The sequence below is a fragment of the Undibacterium sp. Dicai25W genome (assembly GCF_049340505.1).
Classification (GTDB): domain Bacteria; phylum Pseudomonadota; class Gammaproteobacteria; order Burkholderiales; family Burkholderiaceae_D; genus Undibacterium; species Undibacterium jejuense.
Window position 1 is genome coordinate 515,810 of sequence record NZ_JBMPOQ010000001.1, and the last position, 22,226, is coordinate 538,035.

18 protein-coding genes are annotated in these 22,226 nt (G+C 46.9%); 17 read left to right on the forward strand and 1 reads right to left on the reverse strand.

Going from position 1 to position 22,226, the window contains the following annotated elements; all coding sequences use genetic code 11:
* Positions 1–72: 72 nt before the first annotated feature.
* The 17 genes from ACO0KY_RS02455 to ACO0KY_RS02535 all read left to right on the forward strand — a co-directional run bounded on the left by ACO0KY_RS02455 (position 73) and on the right by ACO0KY_RS02535 (position 21,672).
* On the forward strand, positions 73–3,264 hold the full coding sequence (locus ACO0KY_RS02455) for an EAL domain-containing protein (RefSeq protein ID WP_423043918.1): 3,192 nt from the start codon (positions 73–75) through the stop codon (positions 3,262–3,264).
* A 420-nt stretch (positions 3,265–3,684) separates the two neighbouring features.
* On the forward strand, positions 3,685–4,113 hold the full coding sequence (mraZ, locus tag ACO0KY_RS02460) for a division/cell wall cluster transcriptional repressor MraZ (RefSeq protein ID WP_186911057.1): 429 nt from the start codon (positions 3,685–3,687) through the stop codon (positions 4,111–4,113).
* Between the two features lie 9 nt (positions 4,114–4,122).
* Complete coding sequence (gene rsmH, locus ACO0KY_RS02465; RefSeq protein WP_423043920.1) at positions 4,123–5,082, forward strand: 16S rRNA (cytosine(1402)-N(4))-methyltransferase RsmH; 960 nt, start codon at positions 4,123–4,125, stop codon at positions 5,080–5,082.
* Positions 5,079–5,354: a cell division protein FtsL gene (gene ftsL / locus ACO0KY_RS02470; RefSeq protein WP_186911055.1), complete on the forward strand. Its 276-nt coding sequence runs from the start codon at positions 5,079–5,081 to the stop codon at positions 5,352–5,354. Before rsmH ends, ftsL begins: the two co-directional genes overlap by 4 nt.
* Positions 5,351–7,114: a peptidoglycan D,D-transpeptidase FtsI family protein gene (locus ACO0KY_RS02475; RefSeq protein ID WP_423043923.1), complete on the forward strand. Its 1,764-nt coding sequence runs from the start codon at positions 5,351–5,353 to the stop codon at positions 7,112–7,114. Before ftsL ends, ACO0KY_RS02475 begins: the two co-directional genes overlap by 4 nt.
* The gene (locus ACO0KY_RS02480; protein WP_423043925.1) at positions 7,114–8,640 is read left to right on the forward strand and encodes a UDP-N-acetylmuramoyl-L-alanyl-D-glutamate--2,6-diaminopimelate ligase; all 1,527 of its coding nucleotides are present in this window, start codon (positions 7,114–7,116) and stop codon (positions 8,638–8,640) included. The genes ACO0KY_RS02475 and ACO0KY_RS02480 overlap by 1 nt, the downstream gene beginning before the upstream one ends.
* Complete coding sequence (locus ACO0KY_RS02485) at positions 8,640–10,037, forward strand: UDP-N-acetylmuramoyl-tripeptide--D-alanyl-D-alanine ligase (protein WP_423043927.1); 1,398 nt, start codon at positions 8,640–8,642, stop codon at positions 10,035–10,037. Before ACO0KY_RS02480 ends, ACO0KY_RS02485 begins: the two co-directional genes overlap by 1 nt.
* A gap of 1 nt (position 10,038) precedes the next feature.
* Positions 10,039–11,208, forward strand: coding sequence for a phospho-N-acetylmuramoyl-pentapeptide-transferase (gene mraY / locus ACO0KY_RS02490; RefSeq protein ID WP_423043929.1), 1,170 nt, complete (start codon positions 10,039–10,041; stop codon positions 11,206–11,208).
* Positions 11,209–11,250: 42 nt separating this feature from the next.
* Positions 11,251–12,753 carry a UDP-N-acetylmuramoyl-L-alanine--D-glutamate ligase gene (gene murD, locus ACO0KY_RS02495; RefSeq protein ID WP_423043931.1) on the forward strand — a complete coding sequence of 501 codons (1,503 nt, stop codon included), beginning with the start codon at positions 11,251–11,253 and terminating at the stop codon, positions 12,751–12,753.
* A gap of 83 nt (positions 12,754–12,836) precedes the next feature.
* Complete coding sequence (gene ftsW, locus ACO0KY_RS02500; protein ID WP_423044154.1) at positions 12,837–13,970, forward strand: putative lipid II flippase FtsW; 1,134 nt, start codon at positions 12,837–12,839, stop codon at positions 13,968–13,970.
* On the forward strand, positions 13,967–15,043 hold the full coding sequence (gene murG / locus ACO0KY_RS02505) for an undecaprenyldiphospho-muramoylpentapeptide beta-N-acetylglucosaminyltransferase (protein WP_423043933.1): 1,077 nt from the start codon (positions 13,967–13,969) through the stop codon (positions 15,041–15,043). Before ftsW ends, murG begins: the two co-directional genes overlap by 4 nt.
* Complete coding sequence (murC, locus tag ACO0KY_RS02510) at positions 15,040–16,425, forward strand: UDP-N-acetylmuramate--L-alanine ligase (RefSeq protein WP_423043935.1); 1,386 nt, start codon at positions 15,040–15,042, stop codon at positions 16,423–16,425. Before murG ends, murC begins: the two co-directional genes overlap by 4 nt.
* Before the next feature lie 18 nt (positions 16,426–16,443).
* A complete protein-coding gene (locus ACO0KY_RS02515) occupies positions 16,444–17,406 on the forward strand; it encodes a D-alanine--D-alanine ligase (protein WP_423044156.1) in 963 nt (320 codons plus the stop codon).
* Positions 17,407–17,420: 14 nt separating this feature from the next.
* Positions 17,421–18,200, forward strand: coding sequence for a cell division protein FtsQ/DivIB (locus ACO0KY_RS02520; protein ID WP_423043937.1), 780 nt, complete (start codon positions 17,421–17,423; stop codon positions 18,198–18,200).
* A complete protein-coding gene (ftsA, locus tag ACO0KY_RS02525) occupies positions 18,197–19,429 on the forward strand; it encodes a cell division protein FtsA (RefSeq protein WP_186911045.1) in 1,233 nt (410 codons plus the stop codon). The genes ACO0KY_RS02520 and ftsA overlap by 4 nt, the downstream gene beginning before the upstream one ends.
* A gap of 123 nt (positions 19,430–19,552) precedes the next feature.
* Complete coding sequence (gene ftsZ, locus ACO0KY_RS02530) at positions 19,553–20,752, forward strand: cell division protein FtsZ (protein WP_186911044.1); 1,200 nt, start codon at positions 19,553–19,555, stop codon at positions 20,750–20,752.
* A gap of 413 nt (positions 20,753–21,165) precedes the next feature.
* Entirely contained in the window at positions 21,166–21,672 is a 507-nt protein-coding gene (locus ACO0KY_RS02535) for a peroxiredoxin (protein ID WP_423043939.1), read from the forward strand.
* A 48-nt stretch (positions 21,673–21,720) separates the two neighbouring features.
* On the opposite strand, the gene ACO0KY_RS02540 is transcribed toward ACO0KY_RS02535, so the two are convergent.
* Complete coding sequence (locus ACO0KY_RS02540) at positions 21,721–22,113, reverse strand: GNAT family N-acetyltransferase (RefSeq protein ID WP_423044158.1); 393 nt, start codon at positions 22,111–22,113, stop codon at positions 21,721–21,723.
* Positions 22,114–22,226 lie beyond the last annotated feature (113 nt).

Genomic DNA, 22,226 nt, shown 5'->3' on the forward strand with positions numbered 1-22,226 from the left:
GCAATGCGTTTCCTGTTGCGTCGGTCAGCAGCGGGTCTTACTCAAACTCATACCTTATAAAATTGCAGACGCATGGAGACTACGGGCCTAAAGAAAGAACGCGATGTGCCGCTTCTGGCATTTGTCGTTGGCGTTTGTGTCATCGTTGCGTTAATCGTGGCTCAAAGTTGGTGGTCAATAAGGGAAGATAAAACCTTAACGCTGGCCGATGCGCAGCAGCACAGCTATTTCACCGTGAGGATTTTGGAAGAGCATGCCAGCCGAGCTCTAAATGAAGCGATGCGTGCAATGACCGCAGCTGTTGAGGAAATTCGTGTTCTCGACGCATCATCCTCTTCTTATGACTCTTCAGTTCAAAGAGTATTACTAAATCAACGACAAGAGTCCCAATTTATCTATGCGCTTTCTGTTTTTGATAAAGATGGAAGCAGGCAACTTTCGAGTCGCCCTCATCAGATGATAAGCGCGACGAAGGGGACGCCAGGTCATATTGCCGTAATATTAAAAAGACCTTCCTATAAAGAACTCGTGGTCGGCGCAGCAACTAGATTGGAGAATTCTGATCAGTGGATTTTGCCGATTGCTGGTAATTTTTATGATGAAAAAGGAGTACTTCAGGGTATCCTTGAAGTCGATGTGCGCCTTAGCTATTTCCAGGATTTTTACGAAATTGTGGCTCGCGGCAGTGCTGCTGCGATTTCCTTGCATGATCAACGTGGGAACATTCTCGCGAGAGCGCCTTTTGATAGTAACTTTCTTGATCATCCCGTTACCCAGACTGAGTTATTGGCTGCCATTACCGATCCGGCAAGCGAAGGCTCATTGATGGGAGTTGGCTTGATTGATGGCGGCGGTGATTATTTGTACACATACCGAAAAATCACTGGCATCCCACTGACCTTGGTTTATGCCCGCAATATGGAAAGTATCTTGCTTGATTGGAATAAACGTCTACAACAGAGAATTTTGTTCACCTCTTTGACTGTTGCGTTTATTTTGATGTTGGCGCTGATGTTGACGTGGCAGTTAAAGCGCTTGCAGATTTCCAAAGCAAAATTTGCTGCCAGTGAGAATCGATACCGGATACTATTTACCGGCGCTCAGGATGCTATTCTGATTATCAACCGCGACTATGTCTATGTGGACTGCAATCATGCTGCCGTCAATTTGCTTGGAGCGAAATCTCAGGCTGATATTATCGGCAAGAGAGTAGGCGGTTTTTCAGCGGCACATCAAACGATCCTTGGTATAAAAGAATCAGACAAAGAAAAATTAATCATTTTCCTTATTGATCAGGCCTTCGCCGGAGTAGCTCAATGTTTTGAGTGGCAACTCGAAAAAAACGGCATGCCGTTTTACAGCGAAGTATCTCTCAGTCCCGTGGAAATCGATGGGGAAGTCTTATTGTTCTGTGTTGAGCGCGACATCAATACCAGAAAATATACTGAACGCTTACTCGAAGGACAAAATCGACTTCTGCAGCTCATTGGCGCCAATGAAGATCCTATTTTTGTTTTAAATTCAGTGTGCGATTTTGTGCGCGAATTAAGGCCTTCTTGGTGTGTTGGAATCCAATTATTGTCTGATGATCAAAGAACCTTCACCCAAGGTGTAGGGCAGCATTTCCCGGAGCTATTGCTCAAGCAATTGAATGAAATGCCAGTAACCCATGGAAATGGCATTTGGAGTGATGCTGTTTTAGTTGCTTGTCCGGTACAGATCGAGCAATTACAACAAGCTCCTTGCATGCAGTTTGTTAACGGGCTCGAAGAGTTGTCAGCTTTTGAATCTAGTATGGCCTGGCCGCTAATGGATAAACACGGCTTGGTTTTAGGTAGCTTTACGTTATTATTTCCCGATGTTCCTTGCATGACCGAAGACGATATGAGTGTCATCGGTATTATGATAGAGATCGCCACGATCGCCATTGAAGGGCGACGTTCAGAAAAGAAAATCCTGCAACTTGCACACTACGATGAGTTGACTGGGTTGCCGAATCGCTTTTTGTATAACCAGCATTTAGCCAAAGCCTTATCCTTGGCTGAACGCAACCGCACCCGTCTGGCGGTATTGTTTCTGGATCTGGATAGATTTAAAAACATCAATGACACGTTTGGTCATGATGAAGGTGATAAAGTCTTGCGCAGTGTTGCGCAACGTTTCCGCAAGACTTTACGTGAGTCAGACATTGTTGCCAGAATTGGTGGCGATGAGTTTATTTTATTGATCGACCAGTTCAATGAACCGCGAGATCTAGGTGATATCGCCGACAAATTGCTGTTTGAGGCCTCCCAACCGTTTGAAATTTACGGTCAAGAGTGCCAGCTAAGTGCCAGTATCGGTATCGCCACCTTCCCCACAGATGGACGAGATGCGCAAACTTTGTTGAAAAATGCCGATATTGCGATGTATCGCGCAAAAAACAAAGGAAAAGACAACTTCCAGTTTTATGCATCCGAAATGAACACGCATACCGTAGAGCGCCTTGCATTTGAGGCGCGTCTGCGTAAAGCGCTTGAGCGACGTGAGTTTGTGGTCTATTACCAACCAAAGGTATCGGTGGAAACTGGGCTGATTGTTGGTGCAGAAGCGCTGGTACGCTGGAATCATCCAGAACGTGGTCTCTTGTATCCGAATGATTTCATCATGCTGGCGGAAGAGGCTGGTTTGATTCCCCGTTTGGGTATGCTGGTTTTAGATGTGGCGTGCCGCGATGTTTTAAATTTCCGGCAACTGGATAGTCATTTCGGACGGATTGCCATTAATCTGTCCGGTTCGCAGTTCAATGATCATCAACTGTTGGATGAAGTGAGAAGTGTTATAGATTTTTGGCGCGTTCCTGCCAATGCGATTGAATTTGAAATTACTGAAAGTATGGTGATGCACAATCGTGAACAGGCGATTATTTTGATGGACGGCTTTAAGGAAGCTGGTTTTGCTTTATCAATCGACGATTTTGGCACTGGCTACTCTTCTCTTGCCTATCTGAAGCGCTTCCCAGTTGATAGCGTCAAAGTTGATCGTTCTTTCATTAAAGATATACCACATAATCCAAATGATACTGCGATCGTTCTTGCCATTGTCGCGATGGCTCATACTTTGGGTCTAAAGGTGATTGCTGAGGGCGTCGACGCACCGACTCAACTGAGTACCTTGCGAGAGTTTAAATGTGATGAGTATCAGGGTTTTTACTTTAGTAAGGCTATATCCGCCAAGGAATTTGCATCTTTACTTCAAAAACAGGTCATGGTCGAACGCGTTTGATGATCAGTCAGACTATCGCTAACCCCAATGTCTTAGCACTTGTATTCATTGCTTGTTAAGAATGTAAGTGCAGGTATCTTGTTTGTATGATCCGGTAATTTCTACTATTTTCCATCTTTCCTGAGCTTAAACTCTGGTCACGTACACACCTGTATGTGATAAGCCACTTTCAAAATATTTCGTAAGTCATTAATTTATTGGACTATTTCCGAAATACGGTTTCGAGATAGTTGCGCTAAGTCATTGACTTCATTAAAGAAATTCAGAAATACACGTGTTATTTTACTTGACCACGATCAAGTCATCCTCTAAAGTGGGAAACAGTGTGAAAAAGTGTAATTTTGTGGGATAAATCCTCATTTTTCGTTTATCTTCACAAGACTTCTTATTTCAATCAAAGTCCAGGTTAAAGGTACAAGCGTGTTTCAGGGTCCATCCGCACTCAATCTCGATGCGAAAGGCAGAATGTCTATTCCTGCCCGTTATCGCGATGCCCTGAGCGAACAGTTTGCAGGGCGCGTTACCCTGACCCGTCATCCAGACGGGTGCTTGCTTTTGTTTCCGCGTCCCACCTGGGAATCGCATCGTGAGCAGATCGCCGCATGGCCCATACAGGCGCGTGACTGGAAAAGGATATTTTTGGGTAATGCCTTCGATGTTGAGCTCGATAGCGCAGGACGGATTTTAATTGCCCCTGAATTGCGCAATGCCGTCGGCATAGAGCGCGACATCATGCTACTTGGCATGGGTAGCCACTTTGAAATTTGGGACGCTGGTCGTCTGGCCGAAAATGAAGCCAATGCAAAAGCAGCTGGCGCTCCCGATGTATTAAACAATTTTTCTTTCTGATCGCGAGAAATGACGAACCAAGCAGCGACAGAATTTATCCACAAGACAGTGCTTTTAAATGAAGCAGTGGATGCACTTGCCATTACTGGCGAGCGTACTAACGGTGTTTACATCGACGGTACCTTTGGACGTGGCGGACATAGCCGCCTGATCTTGCAGCAATTAGGGCCAAACGGACGTCTGATCGCATTCGATAAAGATACACAGGCGATTGCCAGTGCCAGTGAAATAAAAGATCCACGTTTTCATATTGTCCACGATAGCTTTGCCACGATGTCTGAAGCTCTGCAAGAGCTCGGCGTGAAGCACGTGGATGGCATTTTGATGGATTTGGGCATTTCATCCCCGCAGGTAGATGATGCAACGCGTGGGTTTAGTTTTCGCGCTGACGGTCCTCTGGATATGCGTATGGACACCACACGTGGCATTTCCGCTGCTGAATGGTTGGCTAGCGAAGATGAAGAAAAAATTAGGGAGGTTATAAAAAATTATGGGGAAGAACGGTTTGCTTTTCAGATTGCAAAGGCGATTGTTGCTCGCCGGCAGACGGACGCCATTACTGGAACCCGACAGCTTGCAGAACTCGTCGCACACGCCGTCAAAACTCGCGAGAAGGGCAAGGACCCGGCAACTCGCACCTTTCAGGCTATACGGATTTTCGTCAATAAGGAACTTGAAGATCTCGAAGTAGGCCTGGGCGCCGCATTTTCTGCATTGGCGCCGTTTGGCCGTATGTCCGTGATTAGCTTCCACTCGCTGGAAGATCGTATCGTTAAACAATTTTTTGCTTCCAAAGTCAAGGTTGAACAACCAGACCGCCGTTTGCCTATCCGTCATTTGGACTTGCCTCAACCACAAATGCGTTTGCTTAATCGCATTAAACCTTCCGACACCGAAGTGTCTGAGAATCCCCGATCTCGTTCCGCTATTCTGCGCGTGGCTGAGCGTCTGCCTGAGGGGAATGCATGACTACCAAGATCAATATTGTTCTGGCGATGATATTGATCGCTTGCGCCTTGTCTTTGATTAACGCGCAGTATCAGGCCAGACATTTATTTATTGAGTTGGAAAGTGAGCAAAGTCTAAGTAAGCAATATGAATTGCAATGGACTCAGCTTAAACTTGATCAGTCCACCTATGGTAAACACGCCCGCATTGAAGACGCGGCAACCCGTGATTTGAACATGGTCGTGGTAACGCCAGAACGTACCCAATACTTGAAAGCCGAGGAACTCAAATGAGTCGCCCGGGGAATAGCTCGCGCACTGCTGCTTCACGGGGCGTGTCATTTTCATCTAATCCTGTATTAGATGTAAAACTGCCGACCTGGCGCTCGCGCCTGGTGCTATTCCTGCTGTTTGGCGCTTTTTTGGCTTTGATTGCGCGCGCTCTGTGGTTGCAAGGCATCACCACAGAATTTTTGCAAAAACAAGGTGCAAGTCGTTACGCGCGTACCTTGGAATTACCAGCGACGCGTGGAAAAATCACAGACAGAAACGGTGAAGTACTCGCGTCTTCTGTGCCGGTAAAAGCAATCTGGGCGATTCCGGAAGATGTGTTGAGTGCGCCTCCGGAGAAAATCCGGCAATTGGCACAATTATTAGAAATGTCCGAAGCCGAATTACGCAAGAAGCTAGATTCAGACCGCCAGTTCGTCTATCTGAAACGTCAGGTCGAACCAGAAGTGTCTGAAAAGATTCAAGCTTTGGCAATTCCAGGTATTGATACTCGCAAAGAATATAAAAGGTTTTATCCTGAAGGTGAAATCACGGCACACGTTGTGGGCTTTACCAATGTCGAAGATGTGGGGCAAGAGGGCATTGAGCTTGCATCTGAAAAAGACTTAGCTGGTAAATTAGGCAGTCGTCGCGTTATTAAGGATCGTCTTGGTCGCATCGTGGAGGATATTCGCGCAGTGCGCGAACCTCACGATGGTCACGAATTAAATCTATCGATAGACAGTAAGATTCAATACATCGCATTTACTCATTTAAAAGAGGCGGTTGAAAAGCACAAGGCAAAAGCAGGTGCAGCGGTTGTACTTGATGTACAAACTGGTGAGGTGTTAGCTTTAGTTAACCTACCTGCCTATAACCCGAATGATCGTTCAGTATTGACCGGTGCCCAATTGCGGAACCGGGTTTTGACTGATACTTTTGAGCCTGGTTCGACAATGAAACCGTTTACTGTCGCGCTTGCATTGGATAAAGGTCGCGTTACTCCGGATACTGTGTTCCAGACCGCACCGGGTCGTATGACTATCGGTACCGCTACAATTCACGATTCCCATAAGATGGATTCCCTGACTGTCGCACAAGTTATTCAAAAATCCTCAAATATTGGTACTGCTAAAATTTCCTTCCAAATGCAGCCGCAAGAAATGTGGGAAATGTTTACCAGCGTTGGTTTTGGTCAGCAACCAAAATTTGGTTTTCCTGGTGCGGTTGCAGGGCGCTTGCGGAACTATAAAAATTGGCGCCCTATTGAACAGGCAACGATGAGCTATGGACATGGCATTTCAGTCTCTTTGATACAAATCGCGCGCGCCTATATGATTTTTGCCCGTAATGGGGACATGATTCCTTTGACTTTTCAAAAAGCAACGGAAGCACCAAAAGGTCAACGCATCATTTCGCAAAAAACAGTGATGGAAATGCGAAGTATGATGGAATCAGTGACGCAGCCAGGCGGTACAGCAACGCAGGCGCGCGTTGCGGGATATCGCGTAGCGGGAAAAACCGGAACGGCGCACAAAATTGAAGGTGGACGTTACGTTAATAAATACGTCGGTGACTTCGTTGGCTTTGCGCCTGTATCCAATCCACGCGTTATCGTTGCAGTGATGATTGATGAACCATCTGTTGGCGGATATTACGGCGGAACTGTTGCCGCGCCGGTGTTTTCTACAATCACAGCAAATGTATTACGTTCGATGAACGTACCCCCTGATTCGTCAATTACAACCATTGTTCCTGATAGTGGTGTTCAGGAGAGTATGTAATGACAACGAACAATTTATTAACAACAGATATGATTAACTGGCTAAGACAAGTAGCTCCCGCCGCACAATTGAGTTCAAATACAAGAACCATACAAGCTGGTGATGTGTTCTTTGCTGTGCGCGCCCACAACGGAGACGGCCGTCAATATATTCGCGATGCCATCGCTAAAGGTGCGATCGCAGTTGTGTATGAAGCCAAAGATTACGTTTGGGATGACTCCATCAAGACGCCACATCTGGCTGTGGACGATTTACAAAATCAGCTAGGTTATATCGCGAATACTTGGTACCAGACACCTGATGCGGATATGTACAGCATTGCAGTCACCGGTACGAATGGCAAAACGTCTTGTACTCAATGGCTGGCAAAAGCACTGTCACTCAATAAATGCGATAGTGCCGTCGTCGGGACGCTTGGTGTTGGTGTTTTTAAAAACGGGCAGCTAGGTAGCTTGTCCGAAACTGGTTTTACGACGCCAGATGCGATCAATTTACAGCGCGGGCTGGCTTCCATGCGCGATGAGGGCGCACAAGCATTGGCTATCGAAGCTTCCTCTATTGGGTTGGTACAAGGAAGATTGCACGGCTTACATATTGATGTCGCAATGCTGACTAACCTGACGCGTGACCATCTCGATTATCACGGTACTATGGAAAATTATGGCGCCGCAAAACGTGCTTTGTTCGATTGGCCTGGTTTAAAAAATGCGGTCATCAATCTCGATGATGAGTTTGGTGAACAACTGATTAATGATTTGCGAAGCAAATCAGCAGCGTTAAATATTGTTGCTTATAGCCTCAATAGAACTCAATACGACGGCTTGGCTTTACTTTCAGCGTCTCACCTCAAAACTTCACACACAGGTACCAGTTTTCATCTGGAGTCACCGTTTGGTTCAGGTCTGGTAAAGACGCAGTTAATCGGGCAATTTAATGTCAGCAATATTCTGGGCGTCATGGCTGTTTTGCTAACTAAGGGATTGCCGTTTGCAAAAGTGCTTGTAACAATAGAAAAATTAACTCCTGTTCCGGGACGTATGCAATTGTTGGGTACGGCCGGTCATGTGATGGTAGTGATTGACTACGCACACACACCAGATGCGCTGGAAAAAACTTTAGCGGCCTTAAGACAAGTCGCCAATGAACGCCATGGAAAGCTATGGTGCGTCTTTGGTTGCGGTGGTGACAGAGACCCTGGCAAGCGTCCGCAAATGGGAAAAATTGCCGAAAATGCAGATCATGTCGTGGTGACAAGTGATAACCCCCGCAGCGAAAATCCGACCGCCATTATTCAGGATATCGTCGCTGGTATGAGTGCGCAGCCACATGTTGTGGAAGATCGTGCCAATGCAATTTTGTACGCGATTAAACATGCTGCGCATCAGGACGTCGTTTTATTGGCTGGTAAGGGTCATGAAACCTATCAGGATATTCTGGGTAAGAAATGGCCTTTTTCTGATGAAGAACACGCGGCGCTTGCGCTGGCTACTATTGCCACCAGTGGCAATAGTAAGAGGGGTAGCTAATGAAATTTAGTTTACAGCAATTAGCACAGACACTGAGTTCGGCAAGCATGACTGCGGATGCAGAGATTATTGGCTTGTCGACCGATAGTCGAAAAATTAAAACTGGCGATGTCTTTGTTGCTTTGCGCGGCGACAATTTTGATGCACATGATTTTTTACCGCAAGTGGCGCAAACTGGTGCAGTCGCCGTTATTGCTGAGCGTTTGCCAGCAGATTTTCAGTTACCAGCATTGATTGTTCCTGACACCAAGATGGCTTTGGCGGAGGTAGGTAAATTCTGGCGCAAGCAATTTACGATTCCGGTGATTGGTGTTACTGGCAGCAACGGTAAAACGACCGTCAAAGAAATGATCGCTGCCATTTTAGCGGCGGCGTTTGGTGAAAACCATAGATTGTCCACTAAGGGTAATCTGAATAATGAAATTGGTGTACCACTGACGGTGCTGGAATTACGTGATACACATCAGGCTGCAGTTATAGAAATGGGCATGAACCATCCAGGTGAAATCGCCTTGCTGGCCTCAGTTGCTTTGCCAACGGTTGTGCTTGTAAATAACGCGCAGCGAGAACATCAGGAATTCATGCAAACTGTGCGCGCCGTAGCTGAAGAAAATGGTAGTGCGATCAAGGCATTGCCAGAAAATGGCGTCGCAGTATTTCCGCACAATGACGAATACAGCTCGCTGTGGCGCGGGTATGCGCAAGAACATGGTCTACGTAAGATACTCAGTTTCGGACTTAGCCCCGACGCCGATGTCGCAGGCACATATACAACGTCGACGTTTGGCAGTGAAATCATACTGACCATAGCCAGAAAAACAACCCGGATTCATTTGCAGGCAGCAGGCGAGCACAACGTATTAAACGCGCTTGCTGCGGCGGCTTGTTGTCATGCGATAGGCATCAGTAATGAAGTGATCGTTCAAGGTTTGGAAAATTTTCATCCAGTTTCAGGTCGCCTGCAACGCAAGCAAGCAAGCTGCGGCGCGACAGTGATTGATGATACTTACAACGCCAATCCAGATTCCGTGCGTGCTGCGATTGATGTTTTGAAACAATTGGGTGGTGATACCTTACTGGTGCTTGGTGATATGGGTGAAGTCGGTGACAACGGTGCCCAATTTCATCACGAAATTGGTGAGTATGCCCGTGCTTCTGGCATTTCTGAATTATTTCTGCTCGGTGATCAGGTACAACAAAGTGCTGCCGGTTTTGGAAAAGCGGCGCAATACTTTACCGATATTCAGCAATTATTGTCTGCATTAGATTCTCGTGTGAGCAAAGACAGCAAAGTGCTGATCAAAGGTTCGCGTTTTATGAAGATGGAGCGCGTGGTTGCTCATTTATTAAACGTTACAGAAATTTCTTCACAACAAAAAACAATAGGAACTCATTAGCATGTTGCTCTGGTTAGCAGAATTTTTCAAACAGGATCTGGGGTTGCTACGCGTCTTCGGTTTTATTACGTTTCGCGCAGTATTCGCCACCATGACTGCATTGGCGATCGGCATTTTTGCTGGCCCTGCAGTGATCCGTATGCTGACTCGTATGAAAGTAGGACAAGCAGTGCGCGCCTATGGCATGGAGACGCATCTGGTTAAATCTGGCACGCCAACTATGGGCGGTGCTCTGATTTTAATTTCTATCGCTATTTCGACTTTGTTGTGGGGCGACCTGAGCAATCGTTTTATCTGGGTGGTTATGATCGTGACCTTTGGTTATGGCGCGATTGGTTGGGTCGACGATTATCGTAAGGTAGTCAATAAAGACCCAGAGGGTATGCGCTCCAGAGAGAAATATATGTGGCAATCCATCATTGGTTTGATGGCCGCGTTTTATTTAGCTTTTTCAGTATCTGCGCCAAGCAATTCCAAGATTCTTGATTTGTTGTTTGCGTGGGTGCAGTCCGGCTTCAGTATGGATTTGCCACCCAAGGCTGATCTGATTGTCCCGTTTTTTAAAACCATCAGCTACCCGCTTGGTGTCTGGGGCTTTATTGCATTGACCTATTGCGTCATTGTTGGTACGAGCAATGCGGTGAACTTTACCGATGGATTAGATGGTCTGGCGATCATGCCTATTATTATGGTCGGTTCTGCATTGGGTATTTTTGCTTATCTGACAGGTAACGTGGTCTACGCTAAATACTTGTTGATTCCGCATATTCCTGGTGCGGGTGAATTGTTGATTTTTTGTGGAGCGATGGCGGGCGCTGGCTTAGCATTTTTGTGGTTTAACGCGCATCCGGCACAAGTGTTCATGGGCGACGTTGGCGCGTTGGCACTGGGCGGTGCTTTGGGCACAGTGGCAGTTATTATTCGTCAGGAAATCGTGCTGTTCATTATGGGCGGCATTTTTGTGGCAGAGACGGTTTCTATCATTCTGCAAGTGACCTATTTTAAATTTACCAAGAAGCGTTTTGGTGAAGGCCGTCGTTTATTCTTAATGGCACCTTTGCACCATCATTTCGAGAAAAAAGGTTGGAAAGAAACGCAAGTAGTTGTGCGTTTCTGGATCATTACGATGTTGTTGGTCTTAGTTGGTTTGGCATCGCTCAAACTGCGTTGATTTTGTTGTTAGATTGTTGATTTGATTTTAGAACTGCGGCATATGAATTTTTCTGGAAAACACGTATTAGTTTTAGGCCTTGGTGAATCAGGCCTGGCAATGGCGCAATGGTTGTTGCGCGCCGGTGCGAACCTGCGTGTTGCCGATACGCGTGAAGCACCTGACAGATTGCCGGCATTAATCGCTTTAAACGACCAGGTCAACTTTGTTGCCGGGGAATTTAAAGCTGAACTGTTGAACGATATTGAATTTGTTGCAGTCAGCCCTGGCCTCTCACCATCCGGTAATTTAAAAGAAATAACAGCTGCTGCAGTAGAAAAAAATATCCCAATCTGGGGGGAAATTGAGCTATTCGCACAAGCATTGGCGGCCTTAAAAGAGGAACGTGCCTACCAGCCTAAGGTGATCGCGATCACAGGAACCAATGGCAAAACTACGGTGACCAGTCTGGTTGGGTTGCTTTGTGAGCGTGCTGGATTGCGTACCCGTATTGCGGGCAACATCAGTCCTGCCGTGTTAGATGTTTTACGTGAAGATCTGGATAAAGATAGCTTGCCTCAGGTATGGGTTTTAGAATTATCCAGTTTCCAATTGCATAGCTGCTTTAGTTTGCAAGCAGATGTTGCTACCGTACTCAACATTACTCAGGATCATCTGGATTGGCATGGCAGCGTTTCTGCATATTGTGCTGACAAAGCCAGAATTTTCGGTGAGCAAACCGCACAAGTATTGAATCGTGATGACGCACTGGTGATGGCAATGGCGAAACCACAGGCATCTATTGTAACGTTTGGCTTGAATGAGCCCGAACACATTGGTGATCTGGGCTTGCTGAATGAACACGGTATGGGCTGGTTAGTAACGGCGACGCCAGCCGAAGATGCACCGGTGGTGACTAGTCGTCGTAAGAAAAAAGAAGCTGAAGAAATCCCAAGCATCACCACTCGCTTAATGCCTACCGATGCATTGCAAATTCGTGGTCAACACAATGCCGCAAACGCACTGGCAGCACTAGCACTATGTCGCGGTATTGGGTTGGCTTTCGCACCTTTGTTACATGGTCTGCGCGAGTATAAAGGTGAACCACATCGGGTAGAACTGATTAGCACGATTGCTGAAGTCGATTACATTGATGACAGCAAAGGTACCAATGTTGGCGCAACCGTCGCGGCATTAAAAGGATTAGGACAGCAATCCGATTCGCCAGAAAAGAGGATATTGCTTATTGCTGGCGGAGAAGGTAAAGGACAAGATTTTTCGCCTTTAGCGGATGCTATAGAGCGTTATGCTAAAAAAGTATTCCTGATAGGAAAAGCCAAAGAAGAAATTCGTCAGATATTAACGGCGACACAGGTTGAATGTGAAGATTTTGCCGATCTGGAATCTGCGGTGCAGGCAGCGGCGAATGATGCCCGAAGCGGCGATATTGTTTTGTTGTCACCTGCATGCGCGAGTCTCGATATGTTCCGCAATTACGCGCATAGAGCCGAAGTATTTGCGAGTGCTGTGCGTGAAGTGGCACTGGCACGTGGGGAGATTTGCTGATGAAGCAAATGTTGCTTCCATTCCAGAAGTGGTTGCCGTTTTCGGACCCGGCTCCGCAAACACAATTGGTACATCGCTCGAAAATGATGAGCTATGACCAAGCGCTGGTATGGGTCACTATGATACTGATGTTGTTCGGTATGGTGATGGTGTATTCAGCATCGATTTCTTTACCTGATTCGCCAAAGTATGCGAATTACACGAAAAACCATTTTTTGGTTCGCCAAGCTTTGTTTATTTTAGTATCGCTGACCGCTGGTATTTTTGCTTTCAGAGTCCCGTTGTCTAGCTGGCAAAAAATCACGCCGTATTTATTCGTAATAACACTGATTTTGTTAGCTGCGGTATTAGTACCTGGCTTAGGTAAAGGTGTTAATGGCGCGAAACGTTGGCTGTCATTTAAGGTATTTAATATACAGCCTTCGGAATTCATGAAGTTGTTTATGGTTTTGTATGCAGCTGATTACACAGTGCGCAAGCAAGAATACATGCACAAATTGACCAAAGGCTTTGTTCCTATGCTGACCGCTGTCGGCGTGGTTGGGTTATTGCTGTTGCTTGAACCCGATATGGGGGCATTTGGCGTCATCGTTTGTATTGCAATGGGCATTTTATTTTTGGGTGGTATTAACGGCGTTTGGTTCGGTGGTATTGCAGCGATCTTAGTTGGGATTTTTTCGCTTGTTATTTTGTTGTCACCATGGCGTCGTGAACGGATCTTTGCTTATATGAATCCGTGGCAAGAAGAAAATGCACTCGGCAAAGCATATCAGTTGTCACATTCTTTAATTGCGTTTGGTCGTGGTGAATTATTTGGCGTAGGACTTGGTGGCAGTGTTGAGAAATTGCATTATTTACCGGAGGCACACACCGATTTTTTGTTGGCGGTGATTGGTGAGGAATTAGGTTTCGTTGGTGTGATGGTCGTTGTCTTATTGTTCTACTGGATTTTGAAACGAGCGTTTGAAATAGGCCGTCAGGCAATTGCATTGGATCAGACCTTTGCGGGTTTGACAGCCAAAGGCATCGGCATTTGGATTGGCGTGCAAGCATTCATTAATATGGGCGTGAATCTCGGCTTGTTGCCCACTAAAGGGTTGACCCTGCCGCTGATGAGTTATGGTGGTTCTGGTGTGATGATTAATTGTGTGGGTCTGGCTATTTTGCTCAGAGTAGATTTTGAAAATCGCGTGTTGATGCGTGGAGGTCGTGCATGAGCGCGCAGAAAAAACTCATGATTATGGCGGCGGGTACCGGTGGCCATATTTTTCCTGGTCTCGCGATTGCGGACATCATGCGTGAACGCGGTTGGGAAGTTTCTTGGCTTGGTACCAGCACTGGCATGGAGTGTCAGATCGTACCTAAGCACGGCGTTCCTATGGATAGCCTTGAATTTACCGGCTTACGTGGCAAAGGTTGGAAACATACGCTGACGGGGGCTTTTAAGTTAGTCAAAAGTTTTTTCAGCTGTTTAAAAATCTTAGGCCAACGTCGCCCCGATGTGGTGTTGGGCATGGGTGGCTACGTCACGGTACCTGGTGGTTTGATGGCGGCGTTTCGTGGTAAGCCTTTGGTATTGATGAATGCAGATGCCGCATTGCTGCTGTCGAATAAAGCTTTGCGTCCATTTGCCACCAAATTGTTGTTTGGATTGCCTTCAGAAGGGCAGGTCGCTGATACCAAATTACAAGTCACTGGCAACCCGATTCGCAAAGATATTTGTCAGCTGCCAGCGCCGGAAGTGCGTTATGCACAAAGGCAAGGTGTATTAAGAATTTTGATTGTTGGTGGAAGTTTAGGCGCCAAAGTCTTGAATGATTGTTTGCCACAAGCGCTCGCATTGATACCCGTGGCGCAACGCCCTGTTGTGACGCATCAATCGGGAAAGCAAAATATTCAAGCATTGCGCGATAACTATTCCAAAGCAGGTGTGGATGCTGAGGTACTGGATTTTATCGACGATATGCCACGTCGTTATGCTGAAGCAGATTTGGTGATTTGCAGGGCTGGTGCGATTACGGTATCAGAACTGACAGCTGCAGGGGTGGCAAGTATTTTGGTCCCTTTTATGGCTGCAAGTACCTCGCATCAAAAAGAAAATGCCATGTGGATGGCAAAACAAAGCGCCGCGATTTATTTGCCCCAAAGCGAGTTAAATGCAGAGAAGTTGGCAGCACAATTACAAGCACTGGATAGAGTGCAATGTTTGCAGATGGCCGGCCATGCTTACGCCGTTGGGCAGCGTGATGCAAGTATGAATATTGCAAAAATTTTGGAATCATTAGTATGAAACATAAAGTCAAACATATACATTTCGTCGGTATTGGCGGCTCGGGCATGAGCGGCATTGCCGAAGTTTTACTGAATCTGGGTTACACCATTTCCGGTTCTGACCTTGGTAATAATGCGGCGTCGCAACGTCTAGCTGAACTTGGTGCAGATGTCAAAATTGGTCACACCGCTGAGAATATCGCCGGAGCCGATGCGGTCGTTACTTCCACTGCCGTCAAGGGTGATAATCCCGAAGTGATCGCCGCCAGAGCAAAGCATATTCCTATCGTTCCGCGGGCAATGATGTTGGCAGAATTGATGCGCCTCAAAAGCGGTATTGCAATTGCTGGCACGCATGGCAAAACTACGACTACGAGTCTGGTCGCTAGCGTTCTTGCTGAAGGTGGATTTGATCCGACTTTTGTTATTGGTGGTCGTTTAAATAGCGCCGGAGCCAATGCCAAATTAGGTAGTGGTGATTTTATTGTTGCCGAAGCGGATGAATCAGACGCTTCATTCTTGAATTTGCTGCCGGTGATTGAAGTTATTACTAATATCGATGCCGATCACATGGAAACCTATGGCCATGATTTTGCAAAGCTAAAACAAGCATTTATCGAATTCACACAACGTCTGCCATTTTATGGCGTGGCAGTGTTGTGTCTTGATGACGCGAATGTTCGCGAAATCATGCCGTTCGTTTCTAAACCTATCGTCACTTACGGCTTCCATGAAGAAGCGGAAGTCCGTGCCGTGAATGCCGTTGCTGCTGGTGGGAAAATGCATTTTACAGTGGTTCATGAAGGGTATCCTGATATGCAAGTCAGTCTGAACCAGCCCGGGATGCATAACGTGCAGAATGCTTGTGCAGCGATCGCCATTGCGCGTGAGATTGGCGTTGCTGATGAAGCCACGCAAAAAGCGCTGAGCGAATTTAATGGTGTTGGTCGTCGCTTCACACGCTACGGTGAAATTGCACTTGAAGCTGGCGGTAGCTTTGCTCTGGTTGATGATTACGGTCACCATCCGGTGGAAATGGCGGCGACGCTGGCGGCAGCGCGTGGAGCGTATCCTGACCGTCGGTTGGTTCTGGCATTTCAACCGCATCGCTATACCCGCACGCGCGATTTGTTTGAAGACTTCGTTAAAGTGATCTCGACCGCAGATGCCGTCGTGTTGGCAGAAGTTTATGCCGCTGGTGAAGCGCCAATATTGGCAGCAGATGGTCGTGCATTGACCCGTGCCTTACGCGTCAGCGGAAAAGTTGAACCTGTATTTGTTGAAAATATACAAGACATGCCAGAGAGCTTATTGCATGTCTTGAAAGATGGCGACGTCTTAATCGTCATGGGTGCAGGCTCGATCAGTGCCGTGCCAGCAAAACTGGCGCAGGCAAAATAAAAAATTAACCAGCAGATCATCATGAGTGAATTGAATAACAAATCTTTAGGTAAAGTCGGCGTCTTGTTTGGCGGACGGTCTGCTGAGCACGATATCTCCATCATGTCAGGCACTGGCGTACTGGCGGCGCTCCGCGCGAAAGGTGTCGATGCACACCCATTCGACCCAGCAGAGCGGAGCATTGCTGAGTTGGCAGCAGAAAAATTTGACCGGGTTTTTATCGCATTGCATGGTCGCTACGGTGAAGACGGTAGTTTGCAAGGTGTATTGGAACAATTGAATATTCCTTATACCGGCAGTGGTGTCATGGCATCGGCTGTCGCGATGGATAAAATTTTTACCAAACGTATCTGGCAGACACATGGTCTGAGCACACCTAAATACGCGGTACTGACACCAGAAACCATCCTGCGCGAAGTGCCGGATGAGTTAGGCCTGCCGTTAATTTTGAAACCGCCACATGAAGGGTCGACAATTGGTATCACCAAGGTCAAAGGCTACTCTGAAATGACGGAAGCCTACGCGTTGGCGGCACAGTTTGATGATGTGGTATTGGCGGAAGAGTTTGTTGAAGGCCGTGAATTGACGATCGCGATTTTAGGACGTGGTAAAGACGCCCACGCCTTGCCAATTATTGAAATTGTTGCTCCTGATGGTAACTATGATTACCAGAACAAGTATTTTACTGATGATACTCAATATCTTTGCCCCGCACCTTTGGATGAAGAATTGACGGCCCGTATTCAGCAAATGTCAGTCGAAGCCTATCGTTCTATCGATTGCGAAGGTTGGGCGCGGGTTGACGTTTTGTTGCGTAAGTCGGATAACCAACCGTTCTTGCTGGAGATTAATACTTCTCCTGGCATGACTGGACATTCTTTGGTACCGATGGCTGCCAAGGCAACTGGGATGAGTTATGAAGATCTTTGTGTGGAGATTTTAAAATCTGCCCGTTTGAAAATTCATACCGAATCTAAATAAAGAGGAAAAAACGGATGTGGCATGACGTCAAAATGATGAATAATACCGCCAATGCTTTATTCGGCCTGGTGTTGCTCGCTCTGATGGCGTCTGGGGTCTGGTGGGTGATACAAAGACCGATGTTTACTTTGCACAGCATACGCGTGGTTGGTGTGACATCGCAGTCCTTACGTCACGTGGATGCAGTCACCATCAGAAACGCCGCAGTACCAAAAATCAGAGGTAATTTTTTTACGGCCAATCTCGATGCTGTGCGTGGCGCTTTTGAAAGTGTACCTTGGGTTCGTAAAGCCAGTGTGCAAAGAGAATGGCCGAACAAATTAACAGTCACGCTTGATGAGCACGTTGCATTGGGAACCTGGGGTGGTGACGGACGTTTGATTTCTGTGGCGGGGGATGTTTTTACCGCCAATCTGGCTGAAGCAGAAGACGATACTGATCTGATTGCTTTGAACGGCCCTGATGGCAGTGAAAAAGAAGTGTTGTCGCAATATTTGGCATTAAAAGAATGGTTCGGCAAAATAAATCTGGTACCAGACTCAGTAACGTATTCAAATCGCTATGCCTGGAGTTTGAAACTAAACAATGGTATGCAAGTTGAATTAGGTAGATTGCAGGATGGCGCAACGCTGAAAATGAGAGTAGATAAATTATTGATGATTTATCCGCAACTGATTGCCAGCGCCCAAGATAGTATTGAAAGTATAGACATGCGTTATCCAAATGGATTAGCGATGAAATATGCCCATCCCGTTGGATCGAAAAAGCAAACAAAAGCAAGTGGAAAGACATGACAAAAGACGCAAAAAATCTGATCGTTGGTCTCGATATCGGCACATCAAAAATTGTGGCGGTAGTCGCTGAAGTCATGCCAGATGGTCGGCATGAAGTAATTGGTTTGGGACAGCATGAATCCAAAGGCTTAAAAAAAGGTGTTGTAGTCAACATCGAAGCCACGGTGGAGTCGATACAGCGTGCGCTGGAAGAAGCCGAATTAATGGCCGACTGTAAAATCAGTCGCGTCTATACGGGGATTGCCGGTAGCCATATTCGTAGCTTCAATTCTAGTGGCATGGTGGCGATTAAGGATAAAGAAGTTACAGCCGCAGACGTTTCGCGCGTGATTGAAACCGCAAAAGCCGTGAATATTCCTACCGATCAGCAATTGCTGCACACATTGCCGCAAGAATTTATTGTTGATAACCAGGACGATGTACGTGAGCCGATAGGTATGAGCGGTATTCGTTTAGAAGTCAAAGTCCACATCGTCACTGGCGCTGTGTCAGCAGTTCAGAATATCGTCAAATGTGTGCGCCGTTGTGGTCTGGAAGTGTCAGACCTGATTCTGCAACCGATGGCATCCGCTGAGGCGGTATTAACTCGTGATGAAAAAGAACTAGGCGTAGTGTTGATCGATATCGGTGGTGGTACAACCGACGTCGCGGTGTTCAGTGAAGGCGCGATTCGTCACACAGCGGTGATTCCTATCGCTGGCGATCAGATCACGAACGATATTGCGATGGCATTACGTACCCCGACTTCTGAGGCGGAAGAAATCAAAGTCCGATTTGGCGTTGCAAAGCAAGTGCTCGCTGATCCTTCCGATACGCTGGATGTACCAGGCTTAGGTGATCGTGGACCACGCTCGTTGTCACGTCAGGCGTTAGCTGCAGTGATTGAGCCGCGCGTTGAAGAATTGTTCGCGTTGGTGCATCAGGTAGTTCGTGAATCAGGATATGAAGATGTGCTGTCATCTGGCATCGTGCTTACCGGTGGATCTTCAGCGATGCCGGGTATGGTTGAAATGGCAGAAGACATCTTTTTGAAGCCAACCAGATTAGGCATGCCGGCGTACACCGGGCAACTAGCAGATGTTGTCCGTAGTCCTCGTTATGCCACAGTTTTGGGGTTGTTGTTGGAAGCGAAGAAGCAGTACTTGCGTGGAAATCTGGTCACAAGGCAGGAAGGTTCTGCCAAAGCGGCCTGGCAACGCATGAAAGAGTGGTTTTTGGGGAATTTTTAGTCAGCTTTTTGTATCACAAATGGTGTAGTCATTTTATAATGGTCTGATATACAGTTATTAGTCGCTAGTCGTCTCATCGGGTGATGATTAGCGACTGATAACTGCCTACCTGGAGGAGTCATGATGGAGTTCGATATGGTTGATAACGCCACACAAGGCACCGTAATTAAGGTTGTCGGCGTAGGTGGTGCAGGTGGTAACGCGGTACAGCATATGATCAACAAAGGTGTTTCCGGCGTTGAATTTATTGCTGCTAATACTGATGCACAAGCATTGTTGCAATCGAAGGCGCATAACGTCATTCAAATCGGTGAAACCGGTTTGGGTGCTGGTATGAAACCTGAAGTCGGTCGCAAACTGGCTGAAGATTCCCGCGCGCGCATCGAAGATGCATTGCGTGGCGCGCACATGGTGTTCATCGCTGCTGGTATGGGTGGTGGTACCGGTACTGGTGCTGCTCCAGTGGTGGCGCAAGTTGCTAAAGAATTAGGCGCTTTGACTGTGGCAGTTGTGTCCAAGCCATTTTCTTACGAAGGTAAGAAATGTATGGACATCGCTGACGAAGGTTTGGAAGCCTTGTCTCAGCACGTCGACTCTCTGATCATCATCCTCAATGAAAAATTGGAAGAGATTTACGAAGACGACAGCATGATCGAATGGTTGCAGCACGCGGATGATGTACTCAACAATGCGGTTGCTGGTATTGCAGAAATCATCAATGTACCTGGCCATATCAACGTTGACTTCAATGACGTGAAAACGATCATGGGCGAACAAGGCAAGGCTATGATGGGTACAGCGACAGCGTCTGGCGTTGATCGTGCACGTCTGGCAGCAGAGCAAGCGGTTGCTTCTCCGTTGTTGGATGGTATCGATCTGTCTGGTGCACGCGGTGTATTGGTGAACGTTACTGCAAGCCGTAGTCTCAAAGGTAAAGAGATCAAAGAAGTGATGGCGGCAGTTCGTGCATTTGCAGCACCTGATGCATCGATCGCACAAGGTATCGCCTACGATGACACCATGGGTGATGATATCCGCGTCACCGTTGTCGCGACTGGTCTGGGTCGTGGCAAGAAAAACATCCAGTTAGTACAAACACCAATGCTGCGCACAGGCACTAACAATGAACCAATGATGGCTGCTGCTGGTGTGGCAAGCACGACAGTATCTAACGGCATGGCAAGCGCGGCACCAGCATTTGACGGTCTGAGCAAACCAGCTGTATGGCGTCGCGAGTCTGCTTCTGATACCGTTCGTGCGCTGGAAAAAAATGGCATGGAAACGTACGATATCCCTGCCTTCTTGCGCAAACAAGCTGATTGATTATTCTTGCGTGCCGGATCAGGCAGAGTCAGCTAGCAGCTTTAGTGACAAGCTGGTATTGACGGCGAAATAAGAATCCGCATCGATATGATGCGGATTTTTTTCCTTTTTTTTTCCTTTGCTCAGCCTTGATGAGGCGAAATACATGCCAACATCTATAATTGCAAGCGACACTTCGCTTGCAGACCTAATTATATTGGCAGCGTCTAGTGTAGCCCCTCCCCTTTTTGAGTGTCTTTTTAGGAAGGTATTGAATACTCAGGTCGATATTTGATCAGCTTTCTGCAAGTTTTTTGTTACTCAGGCATACTTCCGGCGTGCGCGGGCATTTGCTGTTTATGCTATGCACCCCGCCACCCATTGCCATGCCAACCCGGCGGCAGATTATTTTGAACTACACGAAAGGAATGATGATGAGCATACAAATCGGTCAACAGTTACCAGCGGGCAGTCTGGCAGAATTTATCGAAGTGGAAGGCGAGGGCTGCAGCATAGGTCCAAATACTTTTCAGGTGGCAGATTTGGTGAAAGGCAAAACGATTGCAATCTTTGGTTTGCCAGGTGCTTATACTCCGACATGCTCAGCAAAACATGTTCCTGGTTACATTGCTCACGCCGCAGACTTAAAAGCTAAAGGCGTTGATGAGATCTGGTGTATCTCTGTGAACGATGCGTTCGTGATGGGCGCATGGGGTCGCGATCAGAAGGCAACTGGCGTTGTTCGCATGATGGCCGATGGCAATGCGGATTTTAGTAAGGCTTTGGGTCTGGATGCAGATTTCAGTAAATTTGGTATGGGTACGCGTTCACAGCGCTATTCATTGTTGGTAGTTGACGGTGTCGTTAAACAACTCAACATTGAAGAAGGCGGTAAATTTGAGGTATCCAACGCCGAAACTTTGTTAGCTCAACTCGCTTAACTCAGTGATATTAAGGCAGCGCTTTGCCATTCTGGCTGGCGCTGTTTTCTATATTGTTTTATGCATAATATGGGACTGCATGCCAAAGCCCAGATTATCGTAAAACTGTATTGCATTGCTATTGAAGTCAAACACTTCCAACCTTACTTCTGCCGCTCCGTTTTGCTTGCCCCATTGGCAAGCTGCATCCATCAAGGCTTTGCCTATTCCGGTTTGGTGGTGATGTTGATCAACCACGATAGTGCCAATACGACAGATCTTGTTAGTGTGTAAAAACGGATTTTTCATGGTTTCGCTGATGCTGGCGGTGATATAACCGATCATCACACCCCCGATCTCGGCAATCAGATGGACATTCTCCGGCAAATCCAATCTTGCTTTCCAGAATAGACGTTCAAAAGTCGGATCGATATTTTTAACAAATACCTGCGGTGCAGCCAGATGATGTTACTGGTTGATTTGTTGACTCAGTGAGCAAATGCCATCGAGATCGGCAGCGATGGCAGCACGAATGCTCAGGGATGGGTTCGTCATGGGATTCTCTGGTTTTGGAC

Bases quoted from the DNA above. Each gene is read 5' to 3' on its own strand.
- ACO0KY_RS02475 (WP_423043923.1), top strand. From the start codon at position 5,351: ATGAGTCGCCCGGGGAATAGCTCGCGCACTGCTGCTTCACGGGGCGTG.
- ftsA (WP_186911045.1), top strand. From the start codon at position 18,197: ATGACAAAAGACGCAAAAAATCTGATCGTTGGTCTCGATATCGGCACA.
- ACO0KY_RS02455 (WP_423043918.1), top strand. From the start codon at position 73: ATGGAGACTACGGGCCTAAAGAAAGAACGCGATGTGCCGCTTCTGGCA.
- ACO0KY_RS02480 (WP_423043925.1), top strand. From the start codon at position 7,114: ATGACAACGAACAATTTATTAACAACAGATATGATTAACTGGCTAAGA.
- mraY (WP_423043929.1), top strand. From the start codon at position 10,039: ATGTTGCTCTGGTTAGCAGAATTTTTCAAACAGGATCTGGGGTTGCTA.
- ftsW (WP_423044154.1), top strand. From the start codon at position 12,837: ATGATGAGCTATGACCAAGCGCTGGTATGGGTCACTATGATACTGATG.
- murD (WP_423043931.1), top strand. From the start codon at position 11,251: ATGAATTTTTCTGGAAAACACGTATTAGTTTTAGGCCTTGGTGAATCA.
- murG (WP_423043933.1), top strand. From the start codon at position 13,967: ATGAGCGCGCAGAAAAAACTCATGATTATGGCGGCGGGTACCGGTGGC.
- murC (WP_423043935.1), top strand. From the start codon at position 15,040: ATGAAACATAAAGTCAAACATATACATTTCGTCGGTATTGGCGGCTCG.
- ACO0KY_RS02520 (WP_423043937.1), top strand. From the start codon at position 17,421: ATGTGGCATGACGTCAAAATGATGAATAATACCGCCAATGCTTTATTC.
- ftsZ (WP_186911044.1), top strand. From the start codon at position 19,553: ATGGAGTTCGATATGGTTGATAACGCCACACAAGGCACCGTAATTAAG.
- ACO0KY_RS02535 (WP_423043939.1), top strand. From the start codon at position 21,166: ATGAGCATACAAATCGGTCAACAGTTACCAGCGGGCAGTCTGGCAGAA.
- ftsL (WP_186911055.1), top strand. From the start codon at position 5,079: ATGACTACCAAGATCAATATTGTTCTGGCGATGATATTGATCGCTTGC.
- ACO0KY_RS02485 (WP_423043927.1), top strand. From the start codon at position 8,640: ATGAAATTTAGTTTACAGCAATTAGCACAGACACTGAGTTCGGCAAGC.
- rsmH (WP_423043920.1), top strand. From the start codon at position 4,123: ATGACGAACCAAGCAGCGACAGAATTTATCCACAAGACAGTGCTTTTA.